Source organism: Acidovorax sp. 107, from assembly GCF_003058055.1.
In the GTDB taxonomy this organism is placed as follows: Bacteria; Pseudomonadota; Gammaproteobacteria; order Burkholderiales; family Burkholderiaceae_C; genus Acidovorax.
The window spans coordinates 1,749,669-1,766,450 of record NZ_QBTZ01000001.1 but is presented as its reverse complement, the minus strand read 5'-3'; the positions used below and the strand labels follow the sequence as shown (position 1 = coordinate 1,766,450).

General features: G+C 66.6%; 15 protein-coding genes. 9 read left to right on the top strand and 6 right to left on the bottom strand.

What is annotated here, in order from left to right; genetic code table 11:
• Positions 1-36 precede the first annotated feature (36 nt).
• Entirely contained in the window at positions 37-2,841 is a 2,805-nt protein-coding gene (locus tag C8C99_RS08400; RefSeq protein ID WP_108625456.1) for a diguanylate cyclase domain-containing protein, read from the bottom strand.
• A 159-nt stretch (positions 2,842-3,000) separates the two neighbouring features.
• On the opposite strand from C8C99_RS08400, the gene C8C99_RS08395 reads away from it, so the two are divergent.
• Positions 3,001-3,504 carry a flavodoxin family protein gene (locus tag C8C99_RS08395; protein WP_056644379.1) on the top strand — a complete coding sequence of 168 codons (504 nt, stop codon included), beginning with the start codon at positions 3,001-3,003 and terminating at the stop codon, positions 3,502-3,504.
• Here C8C99_RS08395 and C8C99_RS08390 read toward each other — a convergent pair.
• Positions 3,501-4,466, bottom strand: a complete 966-nt coding sequence (locus C8C99_RS08390; RefSeq protein WP_056644376.1) for a class I SAM-dependent methyltransferase — start codon at positions 4,464-4,466, stop codon at positions 3,501-3,503. The two genes, C8C99_RS08395 and C8C99_RS08390, sit on opposite strands and share 4 nt — an antisense overlap.
• Positions 4,467-4,623: 157 nt before the next feature.
• A complete protein-coding gene (locus tag C8C99_RS08385; RefSeq protein ID WP_233247180.1) occupies positions 4,624-5,721 on the bottom strand; it encodes a GlxA family transcriptional regulator in 1,098 nt (365 codons plus the stop codon).
• Positions 5,722-5,859: 138 nt separating this feature from the next.
• On the opposite strand from C8C99_RS08385, the gene C8C99_RS08380 reads away from it, so the two are divergent.
• Positions 5,860-8,232, top strand: coding sequence for a penicillin acylase family protein (locus C8C99_RS08380; protein ID WP_056644372.1), 2,373 nt, complete (start codon positions 5,860-5,862; stop codon positions 8,230-8,232).
• Positions 8,233-8,249: 17 nt separating this feature from the next.
• Here the strand turns inward: C8C99_RS08380 and C8C99_RS08375 are convergent, their stop codons facing one another.
• On the bottom strand, positions 8,250-8,882 hold the full coding sequence (locus C8C99_RS08375) for an NUDIX domain-containing protein (RefSeq protein ID WP_056644369.1): 633 nt from the start codon (positions 8,880-8,882) through the stop codon (positions 8,250-8,252).
• A gap of 158 nt (positions 8,883-9,040) precedes the next feature.
• On the opposite strand from C8C99_RS08375, the gene C8C99_RS08370 reads away from it, so the two are divergent.
• Positions 9,041-9,802, top strand: coding sequence for a DeoR/GlpR family DNA-binding transcription regulator (locus tag C8C99_RS08370; RefSeq protein ID WP_056644366.1), 762 nt, complete (start codon positions 9,041-9,043; stop codon positions 9,800-9,802).
• A gap of 8 nt (positions 9,803-9,810) precedes the next feature.
• Here the strand turns inward: C8C99_RS08370 and C8C99_RS08365 are convergent, their stop codons facing one another.
• Positions 9,811-10,743 (bottom strand): LysR family transcriptional regulator, encoded by a 933-nt coding sequence (locus C8C99_RS08365; RefSeq protein WP_233247179.1) that lies wholly within the window; start codon positions 10,741-10,743, stop codon positions 9,811-9,813.
• A gap of 122 nt (positions 10,744-10,865) precedes the next feature.
• Between C8C99_RS08365 and C8C99_RS08360 the strand changes: the two genes are divergently transcribed.
• Entirely contained in the window at positions 10,866-11,816 is a 951-nt protein-coding gene (locus C8C99_RS08360) for a DMT family transporter (protein WP_108625455.1), read from the top strand.
• Between the two features lie 25 nt (positions 11,817-11,841).
• On the opposite strand, the gene C8C99_RS08355 is transcribed toward C8C99_RS08360, so the two are convergent.
• Positions 11,842-12,888 (bottom strand): LacI family DNA-binding transcriptional regulator, encoded by a 1,047-nt coding sequence (locus C8C99_RS08355; protein WP_108625454.1) that lies wholly within the window; start codon positions 12,886-12,888, stop codon positions 11,842-11,844.
• Between the two features lie 229 nt (positions 12,889-13,117).
• Between C8C99_RS08355 and C8C99_RS08350 the strand changes: the two genes are divergently transcribed.
• The 5 genes from C8C99_RS08350 to C8C99_RS08330 all read left to right on the top strand — a co-directional run bounded on the left by C8C99_RS08350 (position 13,118) and on the right by C8C99_RS08330 (position 16,770).
• Positions 13,118-13,801 carry an amino acid ABC transporter permease gene (locus C8C99_RS08350; protein WP_108625453.1) on the top strand — a complete coding sequence of 228 codons (684 nt, stop codon included), beginning with the start codon at positions 13,118-13,120 and terminating at the stop codon, positions 13,799-13,801.
• On the top strand, positions 13,798-14,484 hold the full coding sequence (locus C8C99_RS08345; protein WP_056644358.1) for an amino acid ABC transporter permease: 687 nt from the start codon (positions 13,798-13,800) through the stop codon (positions 14,482-14,484). The genes C8C99_RS08350 and C8C99_RS08345 overlap by 4 nt, the downstream gene beginning before the upstream one ends.
• A gap of 14 nt (positions 14,485-14,498) precedes the next feature.
• Entirely contained in the window at positions 14,499-15,281 is a 783-nt protein-coding gene (locus C8C99_RS08340; RefSeq protein ID WP_056645036.1) for an amino acid ABC transporter ATP-binding protein, read from the top strand.
• A gap of 50 nt (positions 15,282-15,331) precedes the next feature.
• Positions 15,332-16,132, top strand: a complete 801-nt coding sequence (locus C8C99_RS08335; RefSeq protein ID WP_108625452.1) for a transporter substrate-binding domain-containing protein — start codon at positions 15,332-15,334, stop codon at positions 16,130-16,132.
• A 95-nt stretch (positions 16,133-16,227) separates the two neighbouring features.
• Positions 16,228-16,770, top strand: a complete 543-nt coding sequence (locus tag C8C99_RS08330; protein ID WP_056644354.1) for a VOC family protein — start codon at positions 16,228-16,230, stop codon at positions 16,768-16,770.
• Positions 16,771-16,782: the final 12 nt, after the last annotated feature.

The following is a 16,782-nucleotide window of genomic DNA, read 5'->3' as shown; positions in this document are numbered from 1 at the left end:
TCCACGCATCGGGCCCGCGGTTGCACAAAAAGGCAATCACAGGCTGCGCTCGGCCGACACATGCCCCTTGTCGGCGTACATGGCCTGGTCGGCTGCACGCAGCAGACCGAACGTCGTAGTGCCATCGCGGGGATAAAGGGCGGTGCCGACCGCGGCCGACACACTCACCACGCGGCCTCCGCCCAGGTCGATGGGTTGCTCGATGGCTGCCATCACCCGCTGCAGCGCCACGCTCACCTCGGCCGGGTCCTTTACGGCGGTGAGCACCAGCACAAACTCGTCCCCCCCGATGCGGGCCGCCGTGTCGTTGCCACGCACCTGCTCCAGCAAGCGGCGGCCAGTGATCTTGAGCACCTCGTCGCCCATATCGTGGCCATAGCGGTCGTTGATGGGCTTGAAGCCGTTGAGGTCGAGATAGCACACCGCCGCCTGGGTATGGGTACGGTCGCACAGCGCAAAGGCCTGGGCCAGCCGGTCGGCCAGCAGCAGCCGGTTGGGTAGGCCGGTCAGGCTGTCGTGGAAGGCAATGTGCTCCACCTGCTCCTGGTACTGCCTCATGGCCGTGATGTCCTGCATGAGCCACAGGGACTCCCCCTCGGCCCCGAGCATCACGCCGTTGACGTCGATCCACACCTCCTCGCCCGTCACCCGGCGCATGCGGCGCTGCTGCCGGTAGTGCTGGCCCGAGGCCACCACCGCATAGGCGTCGCGGCCAAAGGTCAGGAAGTCCTCGCGGTCCACAAACCTCTCTTCGGTCGTACGGCCCTGCAGGGCGCCGGGCGCGTAGCCAAAGATGCGCTCCAGCGCCGGGTTGCGCCAGACAATGACGCGGTCCTTGACCTTGGCGATGCCGATCAGGTCGTTGTCCAGCATCGCGTGCTGCTCCAGGTTCAGGGTGTGCAGCTGCTGGCGTGCGGCATGCAGCTCGCTCACGTCGTACATGATGGAGCGGCTCATCACGTACTCGCCCTGCGCGTTGAGGATGGCGGTGGACGACACGCTCACCCGCCGCGGCCCGCGGCCACGGCCGCACAGGTTGAACTCCAGCGGCCCGATCTTCCCGGTCCGCAAAAAGGTCGGGAAATTCGCCACAAACTGCGCCCGGCCTTCCTCGTCAAAGAAATCCGCCGGGCCCAGCTTGCCGATCACTTCTTCGCGCGGCATGCCCAGCCACTGCAAGGTGAGCAGGTTCAGGTGCACATATTTGCCTTGGCCGTCCAGCGCGTAGTACCCGCAAGGCGCATGGTCGTACAGGTCCTGAAACTGCTCGGAGGCCTGCGCCAGCTCGGCTTCGAGCTGGCGGCGCTCGGTGACATCGCGCCCCACCGACTGCCACTCCATCAGTTGGCCGTTGTCGTCGAACAAGGCGCGGTTGCTGAACTGGCACCAGCGGATGGTTCCGTCGCCCGTCACGACGCGGTTTTCCACCACCGCCAGCGGCTGCGCAGGGCTGACGCCCTGCAGCGCCTGCGTGACCAGGGGCAGATCGTCGGGGTGCACGATGGGTGCCCACACCTGGCCCTCCACCTCGTCGCGGCGCAGGTGGAACAGCCGGCAGAACGCCTCGTTCACAAAGGTCATGCGGTTGCTGGCGTCAAACCGGCAAATGATCTCGGTCTGGTCCTCCAGGATCGACAGATACCGCTGCTCGCTTTGGTGCAGGGCCACGGTGCGTTCGGCTACGCGCTGCTCCAACTCGGCGTTGGCGCTTTGCAGTGCCGCACGGCCTTCCAGCAGGCCCTGCGCCATGTTCTGCAGCGCCGAGCGCAGGTGCTGAAACTCCACCGTTTTCATCTCGAAGTCGAGCGCGGCAACCTGTCCGGTGGCCTGCACCTGGCGCGCGGCCTCGGCCAGGCGCTCCACCGGCTGGCTGAAGCGCCGGGCCACCCCGTAGGCCAGCCCGGCCAGCAACGCCGCCATCAGACCCAACAACAGCGCCAGCAGGGTGTGCAGGCGGTTGATGGGCTGCAAGGCCATCTCCAGCGGCTGCCGCGTAACGAGCAACCAGCCCAGGTCGGTGGCGGTCTGGGCGCGCACCGACACCACGGCCGTGAGGTAAGCCTGCCTGGACGTGTCGCCCCAGGACATCACGCGGAACGCGCCCGGCTCAGGCAGGATGGGCAAGGCTGCGCGGGGCTGCTCGACCGCGCCCTCGGTGTTGATGACGCCGTCCTTGTTGACCAGCATGACCTCCAGGCCGTTGGACAAAGGTGCGGCCGGACTTGCGCGGTGGATGATGTCCTGTACCCACGCCCAGTTCACATGCGCGGCAACCACGCCCTTGAGCGCAGAGTCCTGCCCGCGCACGGGCGACGCATAGTCCATGAAACGCAAAGGCACCGGACTGCCTGGCGCGCGCAGCAGCTTGTCCAGCAGCACCGCGTCGTGCGCGTCGCCCACATAAGGCCCCTGGCGGCCCGCACTAAACCAGGGCCGCTGGGACACATCCTGGCCCTGCAGCAGATTGCCCGTGGCCACCTCCACCACGCCCTGGGTGTCGGTCACGCCGATCCATGAATAGAACGGGTAGGACTGCCGGATCTGCTCCAGGTGGGCCTGCAATTGCGGGTTGTAGCCTGAGCCCTGGGTCAGCATGGGCAGGTGGCTCAGCAGAGAAATTTCGCGTTCGCGCTCTTGCATGCCCTGGGCCAGCGCCAACGCAATGGGCTGGCTGGAGTTCATGAGCGACTGCCCGCTGAGGTCCGTGAGCTGTCGGGTCAACAGTTCGTCAGCCAACAGACCCACCGCCAGGCCCGTGGCCACCGCCGTGCCACCAAACAGCAGGGTCAGCCGAGAACGTGTGGTCTGCAGCCAACGGGACACAGAGGAAATCAAGCGCATGGATGCGGACGGTGCGTGCTGCAAAGGGCCCCATTCTGGCAGCGAACCCAGGTCTCAGCAGCGTATTCGCACACACCGGCGCTGGGAAAACCCGCATGCCCCCGGGACGCAACGCCCGCAGGCACCCGCCGCGTCTACACACCCGTCTATGCTGGCACCATGCACACTGCCAAAAACCTGCTGATCGTTTACCACTCGCTCACCGGCGGTACCCACCAGATGGTGGACGCGGCCTGCGCTGGCGCGGCAGCGGCTGACAGCGGGGTGACCGTACGGCTCCTGACCGCCCCTGAGGCCCATGCCGCCGATGTGTTGGCAGCGGACGGCTATCTGTTTGCCACGCCCGAAAACCTGGCGGCTGTCAGCGGCCTGCTCAAGGACTTTTTTGACCGCACCTACTACGGCGCACTCGACCAGATCAATGGCCGCCCCTATGCCAGCCTGGTCTGCGCTGGCAGCGACGGCACCAACGCCGCCCGCCAGATCGCACGCATCGCCACCGGCTGGCGCCTGCGGCCTGTGGCAGACCCACTGATCGTCTGCACCCACGCACAAACGCCCGAGGCCATCCTGGCCCCCAAGCAGATTGCACCGGCCGACCTGGAGCGCTGCCGCGCACTGGGTGAGGCGATGGCGGCGGGGCTGGGGATGGGGGTGTTTTAGGCTGTCGCCGCCAGTTCAGGCGCCTGGTACACCAGCACCTTCAGCGCGCGCTGCGGATCCACATCGGCAAACACAGCCGGATTGGCCACACGCTCCACAAACCGCAGTTCTGGCGCCAGCTCCTGCATCTGGTCCTGCAAAAAGGCCAGGCCCAGCTCGGGCGCATTGAGGCACAGCAGTGCTTGGCCGCCGGGGGCCAGCAGGTCGGGCAGGCGGCGCATCAGGCGGGCGTAGTCCTTGGTGGCGACAAAGCTGCCTTTCTGGTAGCTGGGCGGGTCCACGATGACCAGGCCATACGGGCCGCTGCGGTTGATCTTGCCCCAGCTGCTGAAGATGTCGTGCGGCAGGAAGGTGGCACCCGAGGTGATGCCGTTGAGCTGGTGGTTCTGCTGCCCGATGCCGATGGCGCCATGGCTCATGTCCACATTGACCACCTGTTTGGCGCCCGCCTGCAGCGCCACCACCGAAAACGCGCAGGTGTAGGCAAACAGGTTCAGCACCTTGAGGCCGTAGCGGTCCTGGCTGCGCGCGGCGGCGTAGTCATGCACCCAGCGGCGGCCTGCGGCCATGTCCAGGAACAGGCCGTGGTTCTGGCCACGCAGCACATGCACGCGGTAGCGCACGCCCGCTTCGGTGACCACATGGGGGTCAGGTACGGCGCCGGCCATCAGGCGCGTTTCGCTGCGGCCCTCAATGCGCAGGGCCTCGCCCCGGTGCTGGAAGACCCAGTTCAGCGGCTGGCCTTCGGGCGCAATCTGCGACCAGCGTGCCTGCAGCGCCGCGCCGATGATCTCCAGTTCGGCGTCGCTGACTGGGGCAAAGCTCGTCAGCACCAGCACCGGCGGGTACGCGTCCAGCACCCACTGCTCGCAGCCCGGAAACAGCCCACCCCGGCCGTGGAAGACGCGCTGGGCGTCGGTGGGCAGGGGCATGGCGGCAATGGCGTCGAGCAGGGCTTGCATGGAGAAGAATGACAACAAAAAACAGTTTGAGAATCAAAACAGCACCAAGCGCTAGTAAATCATGCCTGAGCAGCTATTGATTCAATAGCAACGCAGCATTATCGCCGCCGGCGCTGGCGCAAACACCCACCAGCGACAGCGAATGCCATCGGCCTGCCTACACCGGCCCGTCGTCGCCAGACAGCCCCTGCCGCCCCAGCCACTGCTTGCGCGACGTGCGCAGCTTGAAGCGCTGACGGTAGGCCCCTGGCGTCACCCCCGCCACGCGGGTGAACACCTTGCGGAAACTTCCCGTGTCGTTGTAGCCGCATTGCTGCGCCACATCGTCCACTGTGAGGTAGGTGGTCTGCAGCAGCGCCTGGGCCTGGGCAATGCGCAGCCGGTGCAGGTAGTCCTGTGGTGTTTCGCCATGCACCTGGGCAAACCAGCGCAGCAAGGTGCGCGGGCTGGTGGCGGCGGCGCGGGCCGTAGCCTGCAGGCTGTAGGGTTCGTTGCGGTGGTCCTGTAGCCAGCGCCGCGCCTGCTCCAGCGCGCCCGCAGCCAGGGGGTGGCCCGTGGGGGTCTCCATGGCGGTGGTGGCGGTCAGCTGGCGCTGGGGATCGAACAGCAGCGCGTGCGATGCGGCCTGCGCCAGCTCGGCCGCCGGTGTCTGGGCCAGCAAGTCCAGCATGGCCGCCAGGGTGTCTTGCAGCGAGGCCGTGGTCCATAGGGCGCCATCGCGCTGCCAGGTTCGCTCCCGCTGCCAGATCACTTCAGCCACATCGACCGTCTTGGCGCCGCTCTCACTGGACTGCAGCACGATGGACGGCGCAAACACCCAGGGCAACGCCGCCTTGCGCCCCGCCAGCAGGCCACAGTGCGCCAGCAGGCTGGACCCGTTGAACAGCGCTGCCACCAGCCCGCCCCGCTGCAGGTGGCCCCGCAGCATGGCGCCAAAGTGCTGGCTATAGCGTTGACTGATCTCGCGCAACTGCGGCCCGGTGGGGACCAGCCAGCCGGGGATGACGACCACATCCAGCACCTCTGGGCCCACGTCTGCGCCGGGCACCGGCGGCGGGGCGGCATCGCGCTCCTGCGGCATCTGCAGCCACAACCAGCGCACCACGGGCTGCGCGCCCCCTGGGCGCATCGCCGCCAGCATGTTCATGGCGCGCAGAGCGTCCACCGCAGCGGCGGCGGTACTGGCAATGCTGCCGTGCCCCCAGAGGATGCCTACGTTCAGGCAAGACGGCGGGGCAGTTTTGGCAAGGGGCATGGTGGCGATATTGCCACCATTCGTGGCCAGACCACCACCTCTTTGCAGTGTTACTGGGCAGTAGCATGAACGTGCGACGACAGCACCCCGCAGCCATTGCTCTGCGTTGCGGGCCCACACAAACGGAGACACAAACCCATGCACGAACCCTCAACCCATCGCGGCCTCTCGATGGCCCTGACCACCCTGGCAGCGGCCTGCACCGCCCTCTTCCTGGCGGGCTGCGCCGGCCAGCCAGGCGCTGCAGGCACAGACCGCAGCGTGACCATTGAGCGCACCACCTACGGCATTCCGCACATCACCGCGAACGACGCCGAATCGCTGGCCTACGGCGTGGCGTACGCCTACGCGCAAGACAACGTCTGCATGACTGCTGACCAGCTTGTGACCGCGCGGGGCCAGCGCAGCAGCACCTTTGGCGCACAGACCATCGGGCTGCTGGGCCGCCGCTATATCCCCAACGCGCAGATCGACCTGTTCATGGCCGCCCACATGGACGACGCCATGCTGGAGCGCGCCTGGGCCAAGACCAGTGCCGAAACGCAAGCCCTGGCGCGCGGCTATGTGGCGGGCTACAACCGATTCCTGGTCGACAACGCCGCCACGCTGCCCGAGGCCTGCCGGGGCAAGCCCTGGGTGCAACCCATGACCATGGCCCAGTACCGCCGCATGGCCGAAGTGGTGGCCGTGCAGGCTGGCATCGCCGCGCTGGCCGACGGCATGCTGGGCGCCCAGCCGCCCGCCGCCAAGGCGGCGCAGGCACCCGCTGCTGACGTGAACCTGGCCGATGCCGCCCAGGCGCTGCGCGATGTGGGCCTGCTCGATTCGCCCCTGGGCTCCAACGCCTGGGCCTTTGGCAAGGACGTGACGGCCAACGGCAGCGGCATGCTGCTGGGCAACCCGCACTTCCCGTGGAGCGGCCCCAATCGCTTCTATGAAATGCACCTCACCATGCCCGGCCAGATGGACGTGATGGGCGTGGGCATCGGCACCTACCCCATGGTCTCCATCGGCTTCAACAAAGACGTGGCCTGGTCTCACACGGTGTCCACCGGCAAGCGTTTCACCTTTTACGAAGTCACTCTGGCCGAAGGCGACCCCACCACCTACCTGGTGGACGGCAAGCCCGAGAAGATGACCGCCCGCAAGGTCAACACCCAGATCCCCGGCCCGGACGGCAAGCTGCAGACGCGGGAGCACACCGTGTGGTCCACCCGCTGGGGCCCGCTGGTGGTGGTGCCCCGCGCGGGCCTGACCTGGAACGCCAAGACCGCCTACGCCCTGCGCGACGCCAACACCGGCAACACCCGCATGATGGACGCGGCCCTGGCCTTTGCGCGTGCACGCTCGGTGCAAGACCTGCACAAGGCCCACGCCAACCTGGGCCTGCCCTGGGTGAACACGCTGGCGGCCGACCGCAGCGGCCAGGCCATGTATGCCGACGTGAGCGTGGTGCCCGACGTGGACGCCGCCCAGCTCGCCCGTTGCGCCCCCAGCCAGCCCGCCGCCGCACTGCGCGCCGCAGCCGGCTTGGTGGTGCTGAACGGATCACGCGCCGACTGCGACTGGCGCCGCGACAACGCATCGCCCGTGCCAGGACTCATCCCCATCGGCCGCATGCCGGTGGCCTTCCGCACAGACTGGGTGCACAACAGCAACGACAGCTTTGTCTACACCCACCCCGGCCAGAAGTTTGAGGGCATCTCGCCCCTGGTGGGCGACGCCAGCCTGACCCGGCCACGCACCCGCGCCGGTCTGGCCGAGATTCCTGAAATGCTCAGCCGGGGCAAGGTCACGCTGCAGGCCATCCAGGGCCAGTTGTTCGAGAACCGCAACTTCATGGCCCAAGTGGTAGTACCCGACCTGCTGGCTGCGTGCGACAAGGCCCCCACGGCCGAATCCCGCGACGGCTGCACGGCCCTCAAAGGCTGGGACCGCCGCAACAACGTCGATGCCCGCGGCGCCCATGTGTTCCGCGAGTTCTGGCGCACCGCGCGCAACATCCCCGGCGTGCACCGCGTGCCCTTCGACCCTGCGCAACCCGTGGCCACCCCGGCAGGCCTGAAGATGGACGACGCCACCACCGCTGCCAAGGTGTGGGAGGCGCTGGACGGCGCCGTCAAGGCCATCCGCACCAGCGGCTACACGCTCGACGCCACGCTGGGCAGCGTGCAACGCCCCGCCATCACCGAAGAAGCGATTGCGCTGCACGGCGGCGAGGAGTTTGAAGGCGTGCTCAACAACCTGGGCCGCCAAGAGCCCGCGCCCATCAACAAGGCGGGTCTGCGCATCGACTACGGCACCAGCTATGTGCAGACCGTGACCTTCGACGCCAAGGGCCCGGTGGCCCAGGCCATCCTGACCTACGGCCAGTCCACCAACCCCGCATCGCCCCACGCCAACGACCAGATGCGCGAGTTCTCGGCCAAGCGCTGGCATACCCTGCCCTTCCACCGCGACGACGTGGTGAAGGCGCGCGTGGGCGAGCCACTGCGGCTGGTGCGGCCTTGAGCCGGTAACGCAGGCCTTTAGCCGGCGTGGCCCAGCAACCCCAAGGCCACATGCTGCAGCAGCATGATGGTCTTGCCGTCCTGTATCGTGCCGTTGGCAATGCCCGCCAGGGCGTCGGCCAGCGGCATATCGATCACCTCGATGTCTTCGCCCTCTCCCTCTAGGCCGCCGCCGCTGCGGATGCGGTCGCCGGGCTCGTATTCGGCCACGAAGAGGTGCAGCTTCTCCGTCACCGAGCCCGGGCTCATGTACGCCTCGAACACCTTGCGCGGCTGGCGCACGCGGTAGCCGGTTTCTTCCTCGGCCTCGCGGCGGATGCAGGTTTCGGGGTCGTCGCCGTCAAGCAGGCCTGCGCAGGTCTCGATCAGCAAACCGTCAGCGCAACCATTGAGAAAGGCGGGCAGCCGGAACTGGCGCGTCAGCACCACGGTGCTGCGGCGCGGGTCGAACAACAGCAGCGCGGCGCCGTTGCCCCGGTCATAGGCCTCGCGGCTCATCGTCTGCCATTGGCCGTCGCGCCGGCGCAGTGAGCAGGTGACCTTGCGCAGCACATACCAGTTGTCGGAGAGCACCTGCACCTCCAGCAGCTTCACATGCTCGGTGCGGGCGTTCAGCTCGGCGACGGGGACATCGGGCACGGGGCGGCTCATGCAAGGCTCCCTTCGGACTGGCTTGGGTGGCAACTTACGGCAGGCGCCAACGCTGACGCGGTGCGGTCTGGTGATTTGTGCATATTTTTGACAACGTTGATTTACGCAATATCATGCACAAACACGAAAATTCGTGCAATCACTGGACGTAACCCTTCATGCTGACCACCCAACGCAAACAGCTCCTGCTCGCTCGACTTCAGCAGGACGGCCAGATCGTGGCCAAGGCCTTCAGCGAAGAGCTGGGTATCTCGGAAGACACCGTGCGGCGTGACCTGCGCGAGCTGGCCGCCGAGGGCCGCCTGCAGCGTGTGCACGGCGGCGCCCTGCCCGCCCCGGCCGCTGTGGGCAATCTGCAGGCGCGCGAACAACTCGCGCCCGAAGACAAACGCGCCCTGGGCCGCGCCGGGGCCGCGCTGGTGTTGCCCGGCCAGGTGGTGATCCTGGACGGGGGCACCACGTCATTGCAGGTGGTGCAGCACCTGCCGCTGGACTTGCGCGCCACCGTGGTCACGCACAGCCCCACCGTGGCGGTGGCGCTGGCTGGGCACACGCAGGTGGAGGTGCTGATGCTGGGGGGGCGTTTGTTCCGCCACTCGATGGTGAATGTGGGTGCCAGCGTGGTCGAGGCCGCCGCCCAGCTGCGGGCCGACCTGTACCTGATGGGTGTGACCGGCGTGCATGCCGAGGCCGGCCTGACCACGGGAGACTTTGAGGAAGCCGCCGTCAAGCGCGCCCTGCACCAGCGGGCGGCAGAAACGGTGGTGCTGGCCTCAATTGACAAGCTGGGCACGGCATCCCCGTTCAGCGTGGCCCCCTTGCGCGAACTGGCCGCGCTGGTGGTGCCCGCCGCCACGCCGCAGGCGCTGCGCAAAAAGCTGCAGGCCGGCGGCGCCAAGGTGGAGATCGCTGCAGGCTGATCAGGCAATCAGGCAGCAGCGGCGCCACCGCCCTGGCGCAGGTGCTCGACCAGAGCTGCGGCAAAGCCCGTCAGCACCGCGCCCTTGCGCACGCAGATTTGCAAGTCGCGCTGCGCCCAAGGCTCGTCCAGCTCCACCAGCACCGGCGGCTCGCTCAGGCCCGCCACCTGCAGGGCCGCGCCCCGGGGCACCAGGCCAATGCCAACGCCCGCGCCCACCATGCGGCACACGGCTTCAAAACTCCGCACCTGAATGCGCACGTCCAGGTGCCGCCCCAGCGCGGCGGCGGCATTGGTCGTGAAGGTGTGGATGGCCGAGCCCGCGTGCAGCATCACAAAAGCCTGGTCCAGCACCTCGGCAAACCCCACACGGCCGCGCCCTGCCAGTGCATGGCCTGCGGGCACGATGAGCACCAGGCGGTCCTGCCGGTACGGCGACAGCTCGACCCCAGCGCCTGTGCCGCTGTCTGCCAGCACGCCCACCTCGATCTCGCCGTTGGCCACGGCCACCACAATTTCGGCGCTGGTGCGCTCTTCCAGGCTCACGCTGACCTGGGGGTGCCGCTTGAGAAAGCCCGCCAGGTCATCCGGCAAAAAGGTGTGGGTGGCATGCGTGTTGGCCCACAGGCTCACATGGCCGCGAATGCCGGTGGCAAATGGCGAGAGGTTGGCATGCATCTGCTCGATGCTGGCCAGCACCTGGCGGGCGTTGCGCAGCAGGGCATCGCCCGCGCGGGTCAGCGCCACGCCCCGCGTCTGGCGCTCGAACAGCGAGGTGTTCAGCGCCTCCTCCAGCCGCCGCAGCCGGTGGCTGGCCGACGACGGCGCCAGATACGCACGCGCGGCGCCGCGCGTGAGGTTGCGCTCTTCGGCAATGGCGACAAACAGGCGCAGGTCGGTGAGGTCGTAGTTCAAAGCGGGCCCCTGGCGTTCGTCAGTCACGAACGCACGGTTGCTGGATCAGCAATTGTGCCTTGCAGCATTCAGAGGCAGGATGCCAGCCTTCCCGATACAAAGTACGCAAATCGTTCGGCATAACCGTACGAAATGTGCTAACCCGATACATGCCCTGGAAAAACTGGTCCTCCGAACGCCTCGGCCTTGCCCTTGCCATCCTCGCAGCGCTGGGCTTCTCCTTCAAAGCCATCTTTGTGAAACTGGCCTATGCCGTACCCCAGGCCGTGCCGGTGGATTCCGTCACCCTGCTGTGCCTGCGCATGGCGTTTTCGGTGCCCGTGTTCGCCTGGGTGGGTTGGCGCGCCAGCCGCAACCTGGCTCCGCTGACCGGGCGCGACTGGCTGGCCATCGTGGCGCTGGGCCTGCTGGGCTACTACGGCGCGAGCATTCTCGACTTCATCGGCCTGCAGTACATCACCGCCAGCCTGGAGCGGTTGATCCTTTTCACCTACCCCACGCTCACCATCGTGATCGGCGTGCTGTTCATGGGCAAGCGGGCCTCCCGGCGCGAGTTGAGTGCGCTGTTGTTGTCCTACGCAGGCATTGGCCTGGCCTTTGCGCACGACCTGCATGTGGCGGGCGATTCGCACGCCGTGTTGGTGGGCGCAGGGTTTGTGTTTGGCTCGGCCGTGTCGTATGCGTTCTACCAGGCGGGCAGCGAGCCTGCCATACGCCGCATGGGCGCGGCACGCTTTACGGCGCTGGCCATGCTGGTCTCCACGGGCGCCACGCTGCTGCATTTTGTGGTGTCGCAACCTGCGGGTGCGCTGGTGCAGCCCGCGCCGGTCTACCTGCATGCGCTGGGCATGGCCGTGTTCTCCACCGTGTTGCCGGTGTTCATGACCTCGGCCGCTATCCGCCGCATTGGCGCCTCCAAGACGGCACTGATCGGCACGCTGGGCCCTATCCTGACGATCTTCTTTGGAGTCTGGCTGCTGGATGAGCCGTTGACCTGGTGGCAGATGGGTGGTGCGGCGCTGGTGCTCGCGGGGGTGATGCTGATCGGGCGCCGCAGCGCACCCACACCCTTGCCGAAGGCCGCTAAGCCTGCGATGTAGGCCAGTCGTCTGCCGGACTGACTTGCTAGGGCAAGTTTTCCCGAAAGATGACCTGGCTGCGGGTGGCCTCCACACCGCTCGTGGCGTCCCGCCCGTCCCGCAGGTTGGCAAAGATGCGCACGCAGTTCATCACCGCGCCGAGCGGGTTCTGGGTGATGACCGCATCCATGGTGCCGTCGATCAGCAGCGCGCGGGTGTCCGGCGTGAGGCCGTGGCCGATGAAGACCACCTTGTGCTCCAGCCCAGCCTCCTTGAGGGCGCGGCCGATGCCTTCGGCGCCGCCGCCGATGTTGTAGATGCCAGCCAGGTCCGGGTGCTGCTCCAGCAGGCTGCGCGCCTGCTGGTAGTTGCGCTCGGCGTCGTCCTGGCCCTCGCGCACGCCCACCACCTGCACCAGCGGAAACTGCTCTTCAAACAGGTGCAGAAAGCCTGCCTCGCGCTCCTCGTGCGCACGGTAGCGCAGCGAGCCCACGATCATCGCCACACGCGCGTTGCGGCTGTGCGCCAGCGGGCCCATGAAGCGGGCAATGAGGTAGCCCGCGGTGCGGCCTGCGGCGCGGTTGTCCAGGCCCACATAGGCCGCCCGGCGCGAACTCGACAGGTCCGAGATCAGCGTGACGGTGGGCACACCCTGTTCGGCCAGTTGGGCCACGGCCTCGCGCACCACGGGGTGCTCCAGCGCCATGAAGGCAATACCGTCGCAGCGCTTGCCGTGGTGCAGCAGCGCGCGGGCCAGGGCTTCGGGGTTGAAGCTCTCGATGTAGGCCGCCTGACAGCGCACGTTGAACGGTGCCCAGTGTTCCTGCGCGTAGCCGATCACATCGCCCAGCATTTGCAAAAAGCGGTTGCTGCCCTCGGGGATCAGCACCATCAGGCGCAGGGGCTGCGGCTGGGCCTGCAGCGTGGCGTGCGCCTCTGCCTGCGGCAAATACCCCAGGCTGATGGCCGCCTGCATCACGCGCTGCACGGTGGCACTGCGTACGCCCGCACGCTGGTTGAGCACCCGGTCCACCGTGGCGGTAGAGACACCAGACAACTGAGCGATATCGGGGATGCGGGGGTGTTTGGACATAAAAATCAATCAAAATCCATCATTGCATCTGCTGGTATTTGATGGATTCTGCGGATAGTATCACTGCAGCTTCGGTGCCGAAAGGCATCAAATTCGATCAGTACAAACCCTAGATTGCGGCGGCACAGACCGACTGCACAGGAGACAAGTCCATGCCTGATAGCCCTTCTTCCTTCCGCCGACGCTCGCCCTGCACCGCCCGCCTGGGCTAGATCGCTGCTGCGGCTCCATGCAATACGAATTCGACTTTGCCAGCGTGCTGGCCAGCTGGCCCCAGTTTCTGGAAGGGGCCTGGATGACCATCCTGCTTTCCTTCCCGGCCACGGTCATCGGTTTTGTGGGCGGCACACTGCTGGCGATTGGCCGGCGCGGCCACACCCGCTGGGTGGCCAGGGCCTGTGGCGCCTATGTGGAGGTGCTGCGCAACACGCCGCTGCTAGTGCAGGTGTTCCTAGTGTTCTTTGGCCTCGCCAGCCTGGGCTGGAAGGTACCTGCGTTTGCGGCGGCATTGCTGACGCTGGTGATCAACGTGGCGGCCTACACCTGCGAAATCATGCGCGCCGGCATGGACTCCATCCACAAGGGCCAGATCGAGGCCGCCGAATGCCTGGGCCTGACGCGGCGGCAGGTGTACTGGCATGTGGTGCTGCGCCCGGCCATGGAGAAGGTCTACCCCACGCTCACCAGCCAGTTCGTGCTGCTGATGCTGGCCTCGTCCATCACCTCGCAGATCTCGGTGGAGGAGCTTACGGCCATCGCGGCCCGCGTGCAGTCTGAAACCTTCCGCCCTTTCGAGGCCTACATCCTGGTCGCCGTGGCCTACCTGGTGCTGTCGCTGCTAATGCGCGCCGGGCTGTGGCTGTTTGGTCAGATCGTGTTCACGCGCCAACGCAAACTGAGGAGCGCCAAATGATCGACGGTGGACTGAATGCCTACCACCTGCAGTACCTGCTGTTCGGCGCGCTGTGGACTATCGGCCTGTCGCTGATCGCCTTTGTGGGCGGCGGACTGGCCGGGGGCGTGATTGCGCTGTGCCGCGTCAGCCCCATCAAGGCGGTGCGCTGGGCCACGATTGCGTGGATCCAGATCATCCAGGGCACGCCGTTGCTGGTGGTGCTGTTCCTGTGCTACTTCGGGCTGTCCATCATGGGGCTGGAGCTGCCCGCCATCGTGGCCGCCAGCATCGCGATGGTTGTTTACGTCAGCGCCTACCTGGGCGAGATCTGGCGCGGCTGCATCGAATCGGTGCCGCGCACGCAGTGGGAGGCGGCTGAATGCCTGGCCCTGTCGCGCACCCAGCGCATGCGGCTGGTGGTGCTGCCCCAGGCGGTGCGCATTGCCACGCCACCCACGGTGGGCTTCATGGTGCAGATCGTCAAGAACACATCGCTCGCGTCCATCGTGGGGTTCATCGAGCTGGTGCGTGCCGGGCAGCTCATCAACAACTCCATCTTCCAGCCGTTCACCGTGTACCTGCTGATTGCCATCGTGTACTTCGCGATGTGCTACCCGCTGTCGGTCTGGAGCCGCAAGCTGGAGCAGCGCCAGCAGTTTGGAAACCGTGGCACAGCCACCCCTTCTGTGACCACCGCATGAAACGAGAAGACACCATGAACCTCGCCCGAGACGCTGCCGTGCAACCCTCCCAGTCAGTGGCTTCGCCTGCGCACACCGTCGTTGAGCTGAAGGATGTGCACAAGAGCTTTGGCAGCAACCAGGTGCTCAAGGGCGTGTCGTTCGCCATTCCCAAAGGCCAGGTCGTGGCCATCATTGGCAAGAGCGGCTCGGGCAAAAGCACGGCGCTGCGCTGCATCGACCGGCTGGAGATCATCGACAGCGGAGCCATCCACGTGTGCGGCCACGCGGTGCACGACCCGGCCATCGACCTGCGCCAGCTGCGCCAGGACGTGGGCATCGTGTTCCAGAGCTACAACCTGTTCCCGCACCTCACGGTGGAACAGAACATCACGCTGGCGCCCAAGGCCGTCAAGAACCTGCCCGCCGCCCAGGCGCGTGCCATTGCCGCACGCACACTGCAGCAGGTGGGCCTGGCCGACAAGGCCCAGGCCTACCCCGAGCAGCTTTCGGGCGGCCAGCAGCAGCGCGTGGCCATTGCCCGGTCGCTGGCGATGGAGCCGCAGGTCATGCTGTTCGACGAAGTGACCTCGGCGCTGGACCCGCAGCTCACCGGCGAGGTACTGCGCGTCATCGAATCGCTGGCCCAGGGCGGCATGACCATGGTGCTGGTCACCCACGAAATGGAATTCGCCGCGCGCGTGGCCGACACCGTGATCTACATGCACGAGGGCAAGGTCTGGGAGACCGGCCCCGGCGACATGCTGAAGAACCCGCAAACGGCCGAGCTGCGCGACTTTCTGTCGCACGGGCTGTGATCCGTTCCTTTTTTGATTCCCTTGCCAAAAACCACCAGGAGACATTTCACATGACCGCTTCCCGCACCTGCATCCTGCGCCGCGCCCTGCTCGCCACCGCCGCAGCCGCCCTGTGCCTGCCCGCCATGGCAGACCTGGCCGAGATCAAGTCCGCCGGCAAACTGCGCGTGGGCATTGACTTTGGCGCGCCGTTTTATGGCTATGTGGACGAGAAGATGAAGCCCGTGGGCTCGGACGTGGAAGCGGCCGAGTTGCTGGCCAAGGACCTGGGGCTGACGCTGGAGATCGTGAACACCACTAACTCCGCGCGCATCCCCAACCTGCTGTCGAACAAGGTGGATCTGATCATCTCGTCGCTCTCCATCACGCCCGAGCGCCAGAAGGCCGTGGACTTCTCCATGCCCTACGGCGCCATCCAGGCGGCCGTGGGCGCGCCCAAGAGCCTCAAACTCACCAGCATCGACGACCTGGCCGGCAAGACGGTGGCCGTGACGCGCGGCGGCCCACAGGACAAGATCGTGACCGAGCGCGCGCCGCAGGCCAAGGTGGTGCGCTTTGACGACGAATCCGCCTCCATCACTGCCGCCGCCACGGGCCAGGCCGACATCGTGGCCATCACGCCGCCCATCATCGCGGCCATTGCCAAGAAGAACCCCGCCCGCGAGTTCGAGACCAAGTTCATCCTGCAGTCCTACCAGCTGGGCATGGCCATGCGCAAGGGCCAACCCGAGCTGATGAAGGCCGTCAACGGCTGGATCAAGACCAACCTGACCAACGGCAAGCTCAACGACATCCACCTGAAGTACGCGGGCGTGCCGATCCCCAAGGAAATCATCGACGGCGCCAAGTAAGCGCTGCACCGTAGGCAAAGGCGAGTGACGGGCGGTGGGCAATGCCCCCGTTCAGCGCTGCCCTGCCCCGACCTATCACCACCAAAGGAATTCTTATGAGCCGTCATTTCGGCGCCATCCGCCAGTTGGGCTATGTGGTCCACGACATCGAAGCCGCCATGGACTACTGGAGCAAGACCCTGGGCGTCGGCCCCTGGTTCTACAACCCCAAGGTTCCAATCAAGAACTACGTCTACCGGGGCGAGTCGCACGAGCCGCACAACTCGGTGGCGCTGGCCAACTCGGGCTACGTGCAGGTCGAGCTGATCCAGACCCGCAACGACGTGCCATCGATGTACCGCGACTTTTTGCAGGCCGGGCGCACCGGGCTGCAGCACGTGGCCTACTGGACCAGCGACTACGACGCCGACCTGGCGCGCCTGACAGCCCAGGGCTTCAAGGCGGTGATGAGTGGCGAGGTGGGCGAGAAAGGCCGCTTCGTCTACTTCGACACCGAATACCACCCCGGTACGGTGATCGAGTTGTCGGAAGTGGCTGGCCCCAAAGGCCGCATGTTCGACCTGATCCGCGCCGAGTCGGAAACCTGGGACGGCAAGACCGACCCGGTACGTCCTTTCCCGGACCTCTCCAAGATCTGATTTCAAGCCAAA

Bases quoted from the DNA above. Each gene is read 5' to 3' on its own strand.
- C8C99_RS08400 (WP_108625456.1), bottom strand. From the start codon at position 2,841: ATGCGCTTGATTTCCTCTGTGTCCCGTTGGCTGCAGACCACACGTTCT.
- C8C99_RS08395 (WP_056644379.1), top strand. From the start codon at position 3,001: ATGCACACTGCCAAAAACCTGCTGATCGTTTACCACTCGCTCACCGGC.
- C8C99_RS08390 (WP_056644376.1), bottom strand. From the start codon at position 4,466: ATGCAAGCCCTGCTCGACGCCATTGCCGCCATGCCCCTGCCCACCGAC.
- C8C99_RS08385 (WP_233247180.1), bottom strand. From the start codon at position 5,721: ATGCCCCTTGCCAAAACTGCCCCGCCGTCTTGCCTGAACGTAGGCATC.
- C8C99_RS08380 (WP_056644372.1), top strand. From the start codon at position 5,860: ATGCACGAACCCTCAACCCATCGCGGCCTCTCGATGGCCCTGACCACC.
- C8C99_RS08375 (WP_056644369.1), bottom strand. From the start codon at position 8,882: ATGAGCCGCCCCGTGCCCGATGTCCCCGTCGCCGAGCTGAACGCCCGC.
- C8C99_RS08370 (WP_056644366.1), top strand. From the start codon at position 9,041: ATGCTGACCACCCAACGCAAACAGCTCCTGCTCGCTCGACTTCAGCAG.
- C8C99_RS08360 (WP_108625455.1), top strand. From the start codon at position 10,866: ATGCCCTGGAAAAACTGGTCCTCCGAACGCCTCGGCCTTGCCCTTGCC.
- C8C99_RS08355 (WP_108625454.1), bottom strand. From the start codon at position 12,888: ATGTCCAAACACCCCCGCATCCCCGATATCGCTCAGTTGTCTGGTGTC.
- C8C99_RS08350 (WP_108625453.1), top strand. From the start codon at position 13,118: ATGCAATACGAATTCGACTTTGCCAGCGTGCTGGCCAGCTGGCCCCAG.
- C8C99_RS08345 (WP_056644358.1), top strand. From the start codon at position 13,798: ATGATCGACGGTGGACTGAATGCCTACCACCTGCAGTACCTGCTGTTC.
- C8C99_RS08340 (WP_056645036.1), top strand. From the start codon at position 14,499: ATGAACCTCGCCCGAGACGCTGCCGTGCAACCCTCCCAGTCAGTGGCT.
- C8C99_RS08335 (WP_108625452.1), top strand. From the start codon at position 15,332: ATGACCGCTTCCCGCACCTGCATCCTGCGCCGCGCCCTGCTCGCCACC.
- C8C99_RS08330 (WP_056644354.1), top strand. From the start codon at position 16,228: ATGAGCCGTCATTTCGGCGCCATCCGCCAGTTGGGCTATGTGGTCCAC.